Annotated in this window: 15 protein-coding genes; 11 read left to right on the top strand and 4 right to left on the bottom strand. The window is 72.6% G+C overall.

Annotation, left to right across the window (positions count from 1 at the left end; all coding sequences use genetic code 11):
• Positions 1-10 precede the first annotated feature (10 nt).
• The 9 genes from AAT21_RS32105 to AAT21_RS32065 all read left to right on the top strand — a co-directional run bounded on the left by AAT21_RS32105 (position 11) and on the right by AAT21_RS32065 (position 8,346).
• Positions 11-391 (top strand): FKBP-type peptidyl-prolyl cis-trans isomerase, encoded by a 381-nt coding sequence (locus tag AAT21_RS32105; protein ID WP_046780512.1) that lies wholly within the window; start codon positions 11-13, stop codon positions 389-391.
• 128 nt (positions 392-519) lie between these two features.
• The gene (locus AAT21_RS32100) at positions 520-1,476 is read left to right on the top strand and encodes a helix-turn-helix transcriptional regulator (protein WP_046780511.1); all 957 of its coding nucleotides are present in this window, start codon (positions 520-522) and stop codon (positions 1,474-1,476) included.
• Between the two features lie 105 nt (positions 1,477-1,581).
• Complete coding sequence (locus tag AAT21_RS32095; RefSeq protein WP_046780510.1) at positions 1,582-2,550, top strand: helix-turn-helix transcriptional regulator; 969 nt, start codon at positions 1,582-1,584, stop codon at positions 2,548-2,550.
• A gap of 14 nt (positions 2,551-2,564) precedes the next feature.
• A complete protein-coding gene (locus AAT21_RS32090) occupies positions 2,565-2,792 on the top strand; it encodes a CpXC domain-containing protein (RefSeq protein WP_030025910.1) in 228 nt (75 codons plus the stop codon).
• Between the two features lie 27 nt (positions 2,793-2,819).
• On the top strand, positions 2,820-3,020 hold the full coding sequence (locus tag AAT21_RS32085; protein WP_046780509.1) for a hypothetical protein: 201 nt from the start codon (positions 2,820-2,822) through the stop codon (positions 3,018-3,020).
• 169 nt (positions 3,021-3,189) lie between these two features.
• Positions 3,190-3,483, top strand: a complete 294-nt coding sequence (gene tatA / locus AAT21_RS32080; protein WP_046780508.1) for a Sec-independent protein translocase subunit TatA — start codon at positions 3,190-3,192, stop codon at positions 3,481-3,483.
• Between the two features lie 47 nt (positions 3,484-3,530).
• Complete coding sequence (gene tatC / locus AAT21_RS32075; RefSeq protein WP_046780507.1) at positions 3,531-4,496, top strand: twin-arginine translocase subunit TatC; 966 nt, start codon at positions 3,531-3,533, stop codon at positions 4,494-4,496.
• A 75-nt stretch (positions 4,497-4,571) separates the two neighbouring features.
• Positions 4,572-5,459, top strand: coding sequence for a diacylglycerol kinase (locus tag AAT21_RS32070; protein ID WP_046780506.1), 888 nt, complete (start codon positions 4,572-4,574; stop codon positions 5,457-5,459).
• A 46-nt stretch (positions 5,460-5,505) separates the two neighbouring features.
• Positions 5,506-8,346 carry a DEAD/DEAH box helicase gene (locus tag AAT21_RS32065; RefSeq protein ID WP_046780505.1) on the top strand — a complete coding sequence of 947 codons (2,841 nt, stop codon included), beginning with the start codon at positions 5,506-5,508 and terminating at the stop codon, positions 8,344-8,346.
• Here the strand turns inward: AAT21_RS32065 and AAT21_RS32060 are convergent.
• The 4 genes from AAT21_RS32060 to AAT21_RS32045 all read right to left on the bottom strand — a co-directional run bounded on the left by AAT21_RS32060 (position 8,343) and on the right by AAT21_RS32045 (position 12,835).
• The gene (locus AAT21_RS32060; protein WP_046780504.1) at positions 8,343-9,326 is read right to left on the bottom strand and encodes an RluA family pseudouridine synthase; all 984 of its coding nucleotides are present in this window, start codon (positions 9,324-9,326) and stop codon (positions 8,343-8,345) included. The genes AAT21_RS32065 and AAT21_RS32060 overlap by 4 nt on opposite strands.
• A gap of 18 nt (positions 9,327-9,344) precedes the next feature.
• On the bottom strand, positions 9,345-10,883 hold the full coding sequence (locus AAT21_RS32055; RefSeq protein ID WP_046780503.1) for a serine hydrolase: 1,539 nt from the start codon (positions 10,881-10,883) through the stop codon (positions 9,345-9,347).
• A gap of 159 nt (positions 10,884-11,042) precedes the next feature.
• A complete protein-coding gene (locus tag AAT21_RS32050; RefSeq protein WP_046780502.1) occupies positions 11,043-11,882 on the bottom strand; it encodes a siderophore-interacting protein in 840 nt (279 codons plus the stop codon).
• Between the two features lie 47 nt (positions 11,883-11,929).
• A complete protein-coding gene (locus AAT21_RS32045; RefSeq protein ID WP_046780501.1) occupies positions 11,930-12,835 on the bottom strand; it encodes a 5'-3' exonuclease in 906 nt (301 codons plus the stop codon).
• A 186-nt stretch (positions 12,836-13,021) separates the two neighbouring features.
• Here AAT21_RS32045 and AAT21_RS32040 point away from each other — a divergent pair, with 186 nt between their 5' ends.
• Positions 13,022-13,636, top strand: coding sequence for a helix-turn-helix domain-containing protein (locus AAT21_RS32040; RefSeq protein ID WP_412180362.1), 615 nt, complete (start codon positions 13,022-13,024; stop codon positions 13,634-13,636).
• Positions 13,637-13,641: 5 nt separating this feature from the next.
• Entirely contained in the window at positions 13,642-14,361 is a 720-nt protein-coding gene (locus AAT21_RS32035) for a helical backbone metal receptor (RefSeq protein WP_412180361.1), read from the top strand.
• Positions 14,362-14,623: the final 262 nt, after the last annotated feature.

Here is a 14,623-nt window from a genome sequence, read left to right as displayed (position 1 = left end):
GAGCAGTTCCGTGAGCGACAAGCTCGAAAAGCCCGAGATCGACTTCCCCGAGGGCCCGGCCCCGACCACGCTGGTCAAGGAGGACATCTGGCTGGGCGACGGTGCCGAGGCCAAGGCCGGCGACCGTGTCTCCGTCCACTACGTGGGTGTGGCCTTCTCCACCGGTGAGGAGTTCGACGCTTCGTGGAACCGCGGTTCCGCGCTCCAGTTCCAGCTCGGCGTCGGTCAGGTCATCGCCGGCTGGGACCAGGGTGTCCAGGGCATGAAGGTCGGCGGCCGCCGCAAGCTGGTCATCCCGGCCGACCTGGCCTACGGCGACCGTGGCGCGGGCGGTGCGATCGCCCCGGGCGAGACGCTGATCTTCGTCTGCGACCTGGTCAAGGTCGGCTGAACGGAACATCCGTGAGCAGTGCAGGGGCCCCCGCCGTGAGGCGGGGGCCCTCGCTTTTTGTCCGGGACCGCCGGGGCGGTACGGTCAACGGTCACGAGTGTGTGTCGAGAACGGGGGGAAGGGCGTCGATGGCGATTGCCAAGGCCGAGCGTCTGATGAATCTGGCGCTGTGTCTGCTGGGGACCCGCCGGCCGCTGAGCAAGCGCGAGTTGCGCGGTTCGATCGAGGCCTACATGGAAGCCGGCAACGACGAGTCCTTCAACCGCATGTTCGAGCGGGACAAGGACGACCTGCGTGAACTCGGTCTGGTGATCGAGACGGTGGAGAACCTGGAGGGGGAGACGGGCTACCTGGCCCGCCGGGACAGCAACCGGCTGCCCCCGGTCTCCCTCGACGCGGAGGAGGCCGCGGCTCTGGGGCTGGCGGCCAAGGTCTGGCAGCAGGCCCGCCTCGCGGGAGCCGCCAGTGGCGCCCTGCAGAAGCTGCGGGCGGGCGGGATGCCGGAGGCCGACAACCCGTACGAGGGTCAGTCCAGCGCCATCGAACCGCGGATCCCGGTCCACGAGGCGGCCTTCGAACCGCTGATGCTGGCCTGCCGGGACCGTCGGCCGGTGGTCTTCGACTACCGCAAGTCGACCGCGGCCCGGCCCGAGACCCGTCAGGTGGAGCCCTGGGCGCTGGAGTGCTGGCGCGGCCACTGGTACCTGGCCGGCTTCGACCGCGACCGGGGGGCGGAGCGGGTGTTCCGGCTCTCGCGGATCACCGGGAAGGTCCGCTCGCGCGCGGCGAAGTACACCGCGGAGGTGCCGGACGTGGTGACCGTACGGGAGACCGTGGCGAGCTGGGCCGGGGAGAGCGCGGACCGGTCCGCGCTGATCCGGCTGCGGGCCGGGGCCGGCTACCCGCTGCGGGCCAAGGCCACGGCGGTCCGCGAGGGCGCTGACGGCTGGGACGAGCTGGAGATCCCCTACGGGCACGGGCTCGACGCCTGGCTGGTGGAGTTCGGCCCCGACGTCGTCGTGGTCGGTCCCGCCGATCTGCGGGCGGACGTGGTCGACCGGCTGCGGGCCGTGGCCGGGGCCTGACACGCTTTCCGGGTACTGCCCGCGGTGCGGGGCCGGTCCGCGCGACGCCGCACCATTGATCACCGCGACATCCACAGACGTGCCCTGAGGGGGAGACGTACCAGCATGGCTGCCAACGCCATCGACCAGACCCGCCGGATGCTGTCCCTGGTGACGTACTTGCGCGAGCGCCCGGGTGCGCACGTCGCCGACGTCGCCCGCGCCTTCGGCATCACCGAGGACGAGCTGATCTCGGACCTCGACGTGCTGCCCATGTGCGGCACCAGCTTCCGGGGCGGGGACCTGCTCGACATCGACACCGACGGGGAGCGCATCTGGTGGCGCAATCCGGACGCCTCGGGAGAATCCACCGCCGAGCCGCTGCGGCTGGCCGCAGACGAGGCGACCGCGCTGCTCGTCGCCGCGCGCGCGGTGGCGACACTGCCGGGGCTGCGGGAGAGCGACCGGGACGCCCTGCTGCGGGCCACCGCGAAGCTGGAGGCGGCCGCCGGTGAGGCGGCCGGGGCCAGCTCCCGGCTGTCGGTGACCTTCGAGTCCGAGGGCGGGGTCTTCGCGGACGTCGACCGGGCCATCGCGGAACGCCGGCGGCTGTGGCTGCGCTACTACTCGCCGGCCCGTGACGAGCTCACCGAGCGCGAGGTCGACCCCATCCGGCTCTTCGCGGTGGGGCACACCTACATGGAGGGCTGGTGCCACCTCTCCGAGGCCCGGCGCACCTTCCGGCTCGACCGGGTGGCCGAAATCCGGCTGCTGGACGAGCGGGCGGAACCGCCCGCCATCGAGCCGCGCGACCTGTCCGAGGGCCTCGTCCAGCCGTCCGCCGAGGACCCGGAGGTCGTCGTCGAGGTCGGCCCCGGCGGACGCTGGGTCGCCGAGTACTACCCGCACGACAGCGCCGAGGAGCTCGCGGACGGTGGCCTGCGCATCACGCTGCGCACCCCCGACCCGGGCTCGCTGCGCCGTCTCGCGCTGCGGCTGGGCCGGGAGGGGCGGATCGTGGCCCCCGCCGAGCTGGCGGACAGCGCGCGCAGCGCCGCCCGGGAAGCCCTCGCGGGGTACGGGGAACAGGTCTGAGGGGAGCGCGGTCGATGTCTCCAACGTCCGGGCCGGTCGCCTTCAAGGCCTCCTGTCCCGAGTGCCGCGCCCGCTTCGAGCTGGACGCAGGCGCCCTGCGGCTGGCCATCGGCGGCAGCCGCAGGGCCACGTTCTACTCCTTCACGTGTCCTGAATGCGGTGCCGCCGTCCGCAAGCCGGCCGGCGACCGCATCGTGGAGCTGCTGACCGGCGGCGGCGTCAGCACCCTGCGCAGCATCTGAGGCGGCCGGTGGCCTAGGCTCGGCCCCATGCTGTGGCCGATGTTCGCAATTGTCCTGGGCTTTATCGGAGTGGCCGTGCTCGCCGTGCTCGCCGTGCGCGTGTACACGGAGGTGCGCCGGCTCTCCGCGGAGGTGGCGCTGGCCGGCCGGCGGATCGGCGCCGCGTCGGCCGACCTGGAGCGGGAGGCGGCGGGGCTGGCGCGAGCGGGCCACGACGTACGGCCGTGACGAACGAGAAAGCCGTGTGACCGGGGGGTTGACAACAGGCCAGGACGCAAGCCGGGGTATGCCGGGGGATTGCCGGGCGTTTACCCCCTGGGGTTACGATCCTCGGTAGAGACAGTCCCAGGCGCCCGTGTCCGGTGTGCTGTGAACCTCGGAGAAAAGGAAGATACCTATGTTCGGCAACCTCAGGGGTTGGGAAATCTTCGTCATTCTCGGAGTCATCATCCTGCTGTTCGGCGCCAAGAAGCTCCCCGACATGGCCCGCTCCCTCGGCAAGTCGGCCCGCATCCTCAAGAGCGAGGCCAAGGCCATGAAGAAGGACGGCGAGTCCGACGACGCGGCCGCCGCCCCGGCCGCCGACGCCTCCGCGCAGCAGCCGGTCGCCCCGCGCACCATCCAGGCGGCACCCGGTGACGTCACCAGCTCCCGGCCGGTCAGCGAGCCGAACCGCACCGCCCAGGGCTGACGGACGCCCGTCACGCCAGTCATCTGCAACGAGACAAGGGACGTGGGTTGCTCAAGTCTGCCCGCAAGCAGGAGAAGCCGGAGCGAAAGGCAAAGGACGCCGAAGGGCGCATGCCTCTCGTCGAGCACCTGCGCGAACTGCGTAACCGCCTGCTGAAGTCGGTCCTGGCGATCCTCGTCATCACGATCGTCGCGGCCTTCTTCTACCGGGACATCATCAACTTCCTGTTGAAGCCGATGCTGGACTCCGTCGGCTGCACCAACGGGGTGGTGACCCAGCGCAACGGGCGCCCCTGCGCCGACATGACCGTGAACGGCCTGATCTCGGCGTTCTCGATCGCCCTCAAGGTCTCGCTGATGGCCGGTGTCGTGCTCTCCGCACCGGTGTGGCTCTACCAGCTGTGGGCGTTCGCCGCGCCCGGGCTGCACAGCCACGAGAAGAAGTACGCGCGCAGCTTCGTCGCGGTCGGAGCGCCCCTGTTCATGGCCGGCGCCGTGCTCGCGTACAAGATCCTCCCGCAGACCGCGATGATCATGCTCGAGTTCACGCCCGACCACGCGCGCAACCTGCTGCCGGTCGACGACTACCTCGACCTGGTCACCCGCATGGTGATCGTCTTCGGTCTGGCCTTCGAGCTGCCGCTGCTGCTGATCCTGCTGAACTTCACCGGAGTGCTCACGGGCAAGCGCCTCGCCGGCTGGTGGCGGGGCATGGTCCTCGGCATCACGGTCTTCGCCGCCTTCGCGACGCCCACCGGTGACCCGCCGACCATGCTCGCCCTGGCCCTGCCCATCGTGGCCCTCTACTTCGCGGCCGTCGGCCTCTGCCTCCTCAACGACCGCCGGCGCCGCCGCAACGACCCCGACGCGGGCCTCAGCGACGACGAGGCCTCGCAGCTCGACCTCACCCCCGAGCCGATCGGCCGGCTGGACACCGTCCAGGCCCCCGCCGCGCTGCCCGGACAGGACGACGGCGGACGCCGGCGGATCAACGGGTACGACGACGCCACCTGACGGATACGCCCCGGCCCCGCCGGGGGGCCCCGGGGCGCCCCGGACCCGCGGACGGGCTCCGGTACATTCCCGGGAGTGAGCTACGAGGTCACCCTCTTCGTCAATCCCACCGCGGGACGCGGCCGGGGCGCGCACGCCGCGCAGCCGGCCGCTTCCGCTCTGCGGGCGGCAGGCTTCTCCGTACGGACCCTGGTGGGCGCCGACGCACCCGACGCGCTGGCCCGGCTGACCGGCGCGGTCCGCGAGGGCACCGGCGCAGTGGTCGCGGTGGGCGGCGACGGCATGGTCTCCCTGGCGCTCCAGGCGCTCGCCGGCACCCCGGTGCCGCTCGGCGTGGTCGCGGTCGGCACCGGCAACGACTTCGCCCGGGCCACGGGACTGCCCGTACGCGATCCCGCGAGGGCGGCCCGGCTGGCCGCCGAGGCGCTCAAGGAGGGCCGGATCCGCGACGTCGACCTCGGTCGCGTAGGCAGCACCTGGTACGGGACCGTGCTGTGCTCCGGCTTCGACTCGAAGGTCAACGACCGCGGCAACCGGATGCGGCTGCCGGCCGGCCGCTTCAAGTACGACCTGGCGATGATCGCGGAACTGGCCGCCTTCCGGCCCTTCCCCTACCGCATCACCCTCGACGACGGCCCGGTGATCGAGACCGAGGCCACGCTGGTGGCCGTCGGCAACGGCTCCTCCTACGGCGGCGGCATGCGCATCTGCCCGGACGCAGCACCCGACGACGGCCTCTTCGACGTCACGGTCGTCGGCGACTGCGGCCGGGCCACCCTGCTGACGGTGTTCCCGCAGGTCTACCGGGGCGGACACGTCACCCACCCGAAGGTGAGCGTCCACCGCGCCCGGAAGATCACCCTGGAGTCGCCCGGGCTGACCGCGTACGCCGACGGGGAGCCCCTCGGGCCCCTCCCGGTGACCGCCGAGTGCGTGCCCGGGGCGGTCCGGCTCCTCACATAAATGATCGCGACTGTTGTCAGACCCGGCGGGTAGGCTCGACAGCAAGATGACCGAAGAACTCTCACCCGCCGAGCGGTACGCCGCTGCCCGGATCCGCGCCGCCGAAGAGGCCACCGCCCTGGCCCCCTTCCGCGAGATGTACGACTTCGACCTGGATCCGTACCAGGTGGAGGCATGCAAGGCGCTGGAGGCCGGCAAGGGCGTCCTCGTCGCCGCCCCGACCGGCTCGGGCAAGACCATTGTCGGCGAGTTCGCCGTGCACCTGGCCCTCGCCCAGGGCCGCAAGTGCTTCTACACGACGCCGATCAAGGCGCTCTCGAACCAGAAGTACGCCGACCTCGTCAAGCGCTACGGCGCCGACAAGGTCGGCCTGCTGACCGGCGACAACAGCGTCAACTCCGAGGCGCCGGTGGTCGTGATGACCACCGAGGTGCTCCGCAACATGCTGTATGCGGGCTCCCAGTCCCTCCTCGGCCTCGGTTACGTCGTGATGGACGAGGTCCACTACCTCTCCGACCGGTTCCGCGGAGCCGTCTGGGAGGAAGTGATCATTCACCTCCCCGAGTCGGTGACCCTGGTCTCCCTCTCCGCCACCGTGTCCAACGCCGAGGAGTTCGGCGACTGGCTGGACACCGTGCGCGGCGACACCGAGGTGATCGTCTCCGAGGAGCGGCCCGTACCGCTGTGGCAGCACGTCATGGCCGGCCGCCGGATTTACGACCTCTTCGAGGAGGAGTCCGACCACGGCGGCCGCGGCTCCGCGCGCCGGGAGGTCAACCCCGACCTGCTGCGCATGGCCCGCGAGGAGAACAGCCGCAGCTACAGCCCGAAGGACCGGCGGCGCGGCAAGATGATCCGCGAGGCCGACCGCGAGCGCGAGCGGCGCTCCCGCGGCCGGATCTGGACCCCGTCCCGCCTCGAGGTCATCGCCCGCCTCGACAACGACGGGCTGCTGCCCGCCATCAACTTCATCTTCAGCCGGGCCGGCTGCGAGGCCGCCGTCCAGCAGTGCCTGTTCGCGGGGCTGCGGCTCAACGACGAGGCTGCGCGGCTGAAGGTCCGTGAGCTGGTCGAGGCCCGCACCGCCGCCATCCCCACCGAGGACCTGCACGTCCTGGGCTACTACGAGTGGCTCGAAGGCCTGGAGCGGGGCATCGCCGCGCACCACGCCGGCATGCTCCCGACCTTCAAGGAGGTCGTGGAGGAGCTCTTCGTCCGTGGTCTGGTCAAGGCCGTCTTCGCCACCGAGACCCTGGCGCTCGGCATCAACATGCCCGCGCGCACGGTGATCCTGGAGAAGCTGGTCAAGTGGAACGGTGAGCAGCACGCCGACATCACCCCCGGCGAGTACACGCAGCTGACCGGCCGGGCCGGCCGGCGCGGCATCGACGTCGAGGGCCACGCCGTCGTGCTCTGGCAGCGGGGCATGGACCCGGCCGGACTCGCCGGCCTCGCGGGCACCCGTACGTATCCGCTGCGCTCCAGCTTCAAACCCTCGTACAACATGGCCGTCAACCTGGTCAGCCAGTTCGGGCGGCACCGCTCGCGCGAACTGCTGGAGACCTCCTTCGCACAGTTCCAGGCCGACCGCTCGGTCGTCGGGATCTCCCGGCAGGTGCAGCGCAACGAGGAGGGCCTGGAGGGCTACCGCGAGGGCATGACCTGCCACCTGGGTAACTTCGAGGAGTACGCGCAGCTGCGCCGCGACCTCAAGGACCGCGAGACGGAGCTGGCCAAGCAGGGCGCGGCCCAGCGGCGGGTGCAGGCGGCCAGTTCGCTGGAGAAGCTCAAGCCGGGCGACATCATCCACGTGCCGACGGGCAAGTTCGCCGGGCTCGCGCTGGTCCTGGACCCGGGCGTACCGGCCGGACGGGTCCACGGCAGCCGCGGCTACGAGTACGCGGAGGGCCCGCGCCCGCTGGTGCTCACCGCCGAGCGGCAGGTCAAGCGGCTCGCCGCGATCGACTTCCCGGTCCCGGTCGAGGCGCTGGACCGGATGCGGATCCCGAAGACCTTCAACGCCCGCTCACCGCAGTCCCGTCGGGACCTGGCGTCCCAGCTGCGCAGCAAGGCCGGGCACATCACCCCGGAGCGGCGCTCCCGCGGCCGGGCCGCGGCCGCCGACGACCGCGAGATCGCCAGGCTGCGCACCGAGCTGCGGGCGCACCCCTGCCACGGCTGCGACGAGCGCGAGGACCACGCCCGCTGGGCGGAGCGCTACCACCGGCTCAAGCGGGACACGCAGGCGCTGGAGCGGCGGATCGAGGGCCGGACGAACACCATCGCCCGTACCTTCGACCGGATCCACGCCCTGCTGACCGAGCTGGACTACCTGCGCGAGGACGAGGTCACCGTGCACGGCAAGCGGCTCGCCCGGCTGTACGGCGAGCTCGACCTGCTGGCGTCCGAATGCCTGCGCGCCAGGATCTGGGAGGGCCTGAGCCCTGCCGAACTGGCCGCCTGCGTCTCGGCGTTGGTGTTCGAGGCCCGGCAGTCCGACGACGCGGTCGCGCCGAAGGTGCCGGGCGGCGCGGCGAAGGTGGCGCTCGGCGAGATGGTCCGCATCTGGGGCCGGCTCGACGCGCTGGAGGAGGAGCACCGCATCAACCAGGCGGAGGGCGTGGGCCAGCGCGAGCCGGACCTCGGCTTCGCGTGGGCGGCGTACCAGTGGGCCTCCGACAAGAGCCTGGACGAGGTGCTGCGCGAGGCGGAGATGCCGGCCGGTGACTTCGTGCGCTGGTGCAAGCAGGTCATCGACGTGCTCGGGCAGATCGCGGCGGCGGCCCCCTCGGCCGCCGGCGACAGCGGCAGCACGGTCGCGAAGAACGCCCGCAAGGCCGTCGACGCGCTCCTGCGGGGTGTGGTGGCCTACAGCTCCGTCGGCTAGCCGTACCGGGGCGTCGTCGGCTGGGAGGTGCCCGTCTCCCAGCCGGGGCGGTCGTGCCAGGCCTGGAGGGTGCGGGTGCTTTCGAAGCGGTGGGCGGTGCCGGTGACCGGGTCGGTGAACGCCAGTACCCGGGCGAGGAGTTGCAGGGGCCGCCGGTAGTCGTCCGGAGCCGGGTCGGTGACCTCCGGGTAGACCGGATCGCCCAGGATGGGCAGGCCCAGGCCGTTCATGTGCACCCGCAGCTGGTGGGTGCGGCCGGTGTGCGGGGTCAGCCGGTAGCGGCCCAGGCCGCCGCGGACGTCGACGAGTTCGATCAGGCTCTCGGCGTTGGGCGGACCGGGGACCTCGGTCGCGGCGATCACCCCGCGGACCTTCTCGATCCGGCTGCGGACCGTGCGCGGGAAGGCGAGCGCCGCGTCGCGGGGCGCGAGGGCCTCGTACTCCTTGTGCACCTCGCGCCGCTGGAAGAGGAGCTGGTAGGCGCCGCGGTCCTCGGGCCGGACGCTGAACATCACCAGGCCCGCGGTGAGCCGGTCCAGCCGGTGTGCCGGGCTGAGCCCGGGCAGGTCCAGCTCCTCGCGCAGCCGCGCCAGGGCGGTCTCGGTGATGTGGCTGCCGCGCGGGGTGGTCGCCAGGAAGTGCGGCTTGTCCACGACGAGGAGGTGCTCGTCCCGGTGGACCACGCGCAGCGCGAACGGCACCCGGGGCTCCGGTTCCGTGTCCCGGTGGAACCACAGATAGCCGCCGGGCTCGTACGGGTCCCGCGCGTGCAGCACCCGGCCGCCCGGGCCCAGGACCCGGCCGGCGGCCAGCAGCCGCGCCATGGACTCCTCGCCGCGGGTGCCGGCGTAGCGGGCGGTGAGGTAGCTGCCGAGGTCCGGCCAGGTCCCGCCGGGGTCGGGCGGCAGGCGGAGCCGGACCGGGTCGATGCCGGCCCGCTGGGGGAGGGGCGAGGGGGGCGGCGGGGTTCTGCGTCTCATCGGGGACAGGCTATGCGGCTACTGCCGGGTGAAGGTGCCCAGGTGGTTCTCGTCGAGGTATTCGACGCGGAGTTCGCCGTCCGTGAAGAACACCCCGGTGCGGCCGACGGCGTTCTCGCCGGTGGTCTCGAAGCTGAAGGTGTCGCCGTCGTAGTGGGTCAGCGGGAAGCGCATCGGCTTCGGGCCGAGAGAGAGGGTGAGTGCTCCGTCGCCGGCGGCGGTTACGGTGGCCTTGCCGTAGTAGGGGTTGTCGTAGGTGCCGGTGTACGCGGCGCTGTCGCGGGCCGGCTTCGCACCGGCGGGCGGGTGGGCGTAGTCGGTCTCGGACCGGCCGACTGAGAACGTCTGGGCGTAGCTCGCGGCCACCAGCGGCAACCAGTCGGTGGTGGGCTTGCCGTACTGGGCCGTGTCGAAGAAGTCCAGGGCGACGGAGTCGGCCAGCCCGACCGGGGCGCCGTTGGTCAGGACGACGATGCCGAGCCGCTCCAGCGGGAGCATCGTGACGTTGGAGTTCACGCCGAGGGCGAAGCCCCCGGAGTGGCTCAGGCGCAGCCGGCCCGCGTCGTCGTAGGAGACGTTCCAGCCGAGCCCGTAGAACTGCGGGGTGCCGCGGCCGGTCACGGCCTGGGCCACGATCTCGGGCTGGTAGGTGCGGGCGAGGGCGTCGGCCGGGACGATCCGCTTCCCGTCCAGGCTGCCGGTGTCCAGATGGAGCCGCAGCCAGCGGGACATGTCGCGGGCGGTGGAGCTGGCCCCGCCCGCCGGGGTCTGGGCGTCGGCGTCGCGGACGTAGCGCGGGCTCCAGGTGCCGTCCGGATTGCGGACGTGGCCCCACGCCCGGTCCGGGGCTTTGGCGTAGGCGTCGAACTCGGTACTGGTGCGGGTCATCCCGGCGGGCTTGAAGAGCGTGTCCTCGCTGAGCTTCTGCCAGCTCACGCCCTGGCCACGGGCGACGGCCTCGGCGGCGGCGGTGAGCCCGAAGTTGGTGTAGGCATAGCTCGCACGGAAGGGGGTCAACGGCTCCTCCCGCAGGTGGTCGAGGATGTAGGCCCGGTCGTAGCCCAGATCCTCGAGGAGGTCCCCGGCGTGGTCGGGGAGGCCGCTGCGGTGCGAGAACAGGTCGGCGGGGGTGACGTGGGAGGTGACCCAGGGGTCCTTGAGGGCGAACCCGGCGAGGGAGCCGGCAAGGGGCTTGTCCCAGGCACCGGGATCGGCCAGGGCGCCGGCGATGACGGTGGAGGACACGGGCTTGGAGACGGAGGCCAGCTGGAAGACGGTGTCGGGGTCGACCTTGGCACTCTCGCCGGTGCGACGCAGGCCGAAGCCTTTGAGGTAGACCACCTCGCCGTTGTGGACGACGGCGACCGCGACGCCTGGGACGCCGGTGCGGCGCATCTTTCCCGCGATGGAGCCGTCGAGGGCGGCGACGGCCCTGCCGACGGCCGCGTCGGTCAGTTGGGGGCGCGGAGCGGGGGGCGGGCTCGGTGCCGCCGTCGCCGCCGAGGCGGTGAGGAGGGCCGCAGCCCCGGCCGCTCCGAGGGCGCGAAGCGTACGCATGGGGACATTCTCCCGCCGTACGCCCTTTGGCGCGCGCCGCGGCCGGGGTGTGAGCGGTCCGGCCCCGCGGGCCCGTGCGTCAGGCGTTGGCGGGCTGGGTGTGCGCGGTCCCGCCCCCCGGACCCCGCGCCTCGAACGCCGGCGGGGCTGGGCCGGGGGTCAGGCGGCGGCGCGGTGTTCTTGTTCGGCTTCGACGGTTGCGTTCCAGTCGCGCTTGATCGCGCGCCAGCCCTCGTCCGTCTCGCCCAGGCGCCAGTAGCCCGAGATCGACAGGCGTTCGCGGGCGATGCCGCGCTCCAGGCGGAGGTGGCGGCGCAGGTCCTTGACGAAGCCGGCTTCGCCGTGGACGAAGGCGTGGACGTCCGTCGAGGGGAACTCCATGGCCTGGACCGCCTCGACGAGGGCCGCGCCGACCGGGCGGTCGCCGCGGTGGAGCCAGACCGGTGCGACGCCGTCGCGGGTGGCGACCTTCAGCTCGTCCGCCGGGCCGTCGACCTCCACGAGGGCGTGGACCCGCGCGCCCGCCGGCATCCGCTCCATGGCGGCGGCGATCGCCGGCAGCGCGCTCTCGTCGCCGACCAGGAGGTGCCAGCCCGCCGCCGGGTCCGGGGCGTAGGCGCCGCCCGGGCCGAGGAAGTGCACGAGCTCGCCCGGCCGGGCCCGGGCGGCCCACGGGCCGGCCAGGCCCTCGTCGCCGTGGACGACGAAGTCGAGGGTCACCTCGTTGCGGACCGGGTCCCAGTTCCGCACGGTGTAGGCGCGCTGGCGCGGCCACTGCGCCCGCGGAAAGTCGCCGCGGATACGTTCCAGGTCCCACGGAGCGGGGTAGGTGACACCCTCGGGAGCGAAGAGGAGTTTCACGTAATGGTCGGTGTACTCGCCCGCGTCGAAATCGGCCAGGCCCTCACCACCCAGCACGAGCCGCACCATGTGCGGCGAGAGCCGCTCGGTGCGTACGACAACGGCGGTGCCGACAGTGCGGCCGCGTCCTTCTGCCACGGTATCCCCTGACTCCCATGAAACTTAGCCTTACCTAAGTTAGCACCTCAGAAGCGCAGGGCGCTGCTCAGACGGGACACAGCCCCGCCCAATCCCCACCGATGGGCTAGTGCGTCGATCAGCTCGGGCTGCGCCGGGGCCGCCGGAAGGGCCGCGTCGAACTGCGGAAGCGGCACGTCGGAGGCCACCTTGACCACCTTCGGGGCCACCGCCAGATACGGCCGTGACTCGTCCAGCCGCTTGCGCTGGGTGGGGGTCAGCTTCGACTTCGGGTCGTCGACGGCCGCGACGATCCCGGCCAGGTTCCCGTACGCGTCGAGCAGCTTCGCCGCCGTCTTCTCACCGATACCGGGGACGCCCGGCAGGCCGTCGCTCGGGTCGCCGCGCAGCAGGGCGAGGTCCGCGTAACCGGGGCCGTCCACCCCGTACTTCTCCCGCAGCCACGCCTCGTCGGCCACCTGAAGGGTGCCCACACCCTTGAGCGGGTACAGCACCCGCCGCTGCCGGGCGTCGTCCACGAGCTGGTACAGGTCCCGGTCGCCGGTGACGATGTCGACCGGGCCCGTCGCGCGGGAGGTGAGCGTCCCGATCACGTCGTCCGCCTCGTACCCGGCCACGCCGACCCGGGCGATGCCGAAGGCGTCCAGGGCGGCCTCGATGATCGGCACCTGCGGGGCGAGCGTGTCCGGGGTCTCCTCCACGTCCGGGCCCGTCTCGGTCTCGACGGCGACCCGGTGCGCCTTGTACGAGGGGATCAGCTCCACCCGCCAGTGCGGCCGCCAGTCGGCGTCCATGCACGCGACCAGGTCGTCCGGCCGGTGGTCCTGCACGAGCCGGGCGATGAAGTCGAGGAGCCCGCGCACGGCGTTGACCGGGGTGCCGTCCGGGGCCTTCACGGAGTCCGGCACCCCGAAGTAGGCGCGGAAGTAGAGGGAGGCGGTGTCCAGGAGCATCAGGCGTCGTGTCGTCACGGAGACGATGATGCCGCAATGCGCCGTGGCGCCTTCCCTGCCACCGGGCGCCCCCACGCGCACCCGACCGCCCCCCTGAACACCACGCACCGTGAGCGGGTGGGTACGGGAAGACCGGTGCGGGCGAAACCGGGGGCGGTTGCTGCGTAAGGTGCTTACAGCACACCGATGTGCGACGGACATGGGGAGGGCAGCCCCGAGATGAACGACAAGGACGGCAAGGAACCGCTGCGGGTGGGTGTGGCCGTGCGCAAGCGCCGCCGTGCGCTCCACCTGACGCTGGCCGCCGTGTCGGCGCGAAGCGGCCTGTCGGTGCCCTTCCTGAGTCAGATAGAGAACGAGCGGGCCCGGCCCAGCATGCGTTCCCTGGAGCGCGTCGCGGACGCCCTGGAGACCACGGCCGTCGAGCTGCTGGCCGCCTCCGACACCGCGCGCACGGTGGACCTCGTACGGGCCGGCGACGAGTCCGGGCTGACCCCCGTGCCGGGTGTACGGCCCCTTGTCCGCGGTCACCACCAGCTGCACGCACTGGAGTTCACCGGGGACCAGGACGCCGGGCGCGAGTACCAGCACCGCAACGACGAACTCATGTACGTGGTCGAGGGCGCCTGCCAGGTCGAGGCCGAGGGCCGGGCGTACCGGCTGGAGAGCGGGGACGCGCTCTTCCTCTCCGGGGGCGTGCGCCACCGCTGGCGGGCCGTCAGCGAGGACACCCGGATCCTGGTGGTCGCGGTGGGTGACCACATCCACGCGACGTCCGAGCCCCCGTCACCCGGGCAGTGAGCGGCGTGCGGCGCGTCGTGTCGCTGGTGCCGTCGCTGACGGAGGCGGTGGCCGTGAGTGCGCCGGGTCTGCTGGTCGGGGTCACCGACTGGTGCACGCACCCCGCGGATCTCGGGGGTGCGGAGCGGATCGGCGGGACGAAGAACCCCGACGTGGGCAGGATCGCGGCACTCCGTCCGGATCTGGTGATCGCCAACGAGGAGGAGAACCGGGCACCGGACCTGGACGCGCTGCGCGCGGCGGGCGTGGAGGTGCTCGTCACCGAGATCCGCGACCTTCCGCAGGCGCTGCGGGAACTGGACCGGGTACTGGTGGGGGCGCTGGGGCTGGCGAGGCCAGGGTGGCTGGCGGACGCGGAGGCGGCGTGGGCCCGCGCGGAGCCGGTGGGAGAGCTCACGGCCTTCGTGCCGGTGTGGCGGCGGCCGTGGATGGTGCTGGGCCGGGACACCTTCGCGGGGGATCTGCTGGGGCGGCTGGGCGTGCGGAACGTTTATGCGGGGCATGCGGAGCGGTACCCGAGGGTTGCGGTGGGGGAGTTGGCCGCGGCCGGCTGTGATCTGGTGGTGCTGCCGGACGAGCCGTACGCCTTCGCGGCGGGCGACGGGCCGGAGGCCTTCCCCGGCCTGCCGGCGGCGCTCGTCAGCGGCCGGCACCTGACCTGGTACGGGCCGTCGCTGGCGGAGGCACCGACGGTACTGGCGCAGGCCCTGCGGGCGGCGCACTGACGGGTTCGCGGCTCGGCTCCGCCGGGGGTGTGCTGGGCTCGGCCCCGGACCCCGCGCCTCAATCGCTGGCGAGGCCGGTTCGCTGCGCGGCTCGGCGGTGCGGTTGCCGCTCGGCTCCGCCGGGGGTGTGCTGGGGCTCGGCCCCGGACCCCGCGCCTCAATCGCCGGCGGGGCTGGATTTGCCGGCCGGGAGTGCAGGGTTCGGCTCCCGCCGGGGTGGCGATCGTTCCTGCTGGGCGGTGGTGCGAGGGGGTGGGGCGGT

The sequence above is a fragment of the Streptomyces yangpuensis genome (genome assembly GCF_001005295.1).
Classification (GTDB): Bacteria; Actinomycetota; Actinomycetes; order Streptomycetales; family Streptomycetaceae; genus Streptomyces; species Streptomyces yangpuensis.
This window is presented reverse-complemented; position numbering and strand designations above follow the sequence as displayed.

Coding starts and splice junctions, on each gene's coding strand:
- AAT21_RS32065 (WP_046780505.1), top strand. CDS start 5,506: ATGACCGAAGAACTCTCACCCGCCGAGCGGTACGCCGCTGCCCGGATC.
- AAT21_RS32095 (WP_046780510.1), top strand. CDS start 1,582: ATGGCTGCCAACGCCATCGACCAGACCCGCCGGATGCTGTCCCTGGTG.
- AAT21_RS32060 (WP_046780504.1), bottom strand. CDS start 9,326: ATGAGACGCAGAACCCCGCCGCCCCCCTCGCCCCTCCCCCAGCGGGCC.
- AAT21_RS32045 (WP_046780501.1), bottom strand. CDS start 12,835: ATGCTCCTGGACACCGCCTCCCTCTACTTCCGCGCCTACTTCGGGGTG.
- AAT21_RS32040 (WP_412180362.1), top strand. CDS start 13,022: ATGTGCGACGGACATGGGGAGGGCAGCCCCGAGATGAACGACAAGGAC.
- AAT21_RS32055 (WP_046780503.1), bottom strand. CDS start 10,883: ATGCGTACGCTTCGCGCCCTCGGAGCGGCCGGGGCTGCGGCCCTCCTC.
- AAT21_RS32100 (WP_046780511.1), top strand. CDS start 520: ATGGCGATTGCCAAGGCCGAGCGTCTGATGAATCTGGCGCTGTGTCTG.
- AAT21_RS32090 (WP_030025910.1), top strand. CDS start 2,565: ATGTCTCCAACGTCCGGGCCGGTCGCCTTCAAGGCCTCCTGTCCCGAG.
- AAT21_RS32085 (WP_046780509.1), top strand. CDS start 2,820: ATGCTGTGGCCGATGTTCGCAATTGTCCTGGGCTTTATCGGAGTGGCC.
- tatA (WP_046780508.1), top strand. CDS start 3,190: ATGTTCGGCAACCTCAGGGGTTGGGAAATCTTCGTCATTCTCGGAGTC.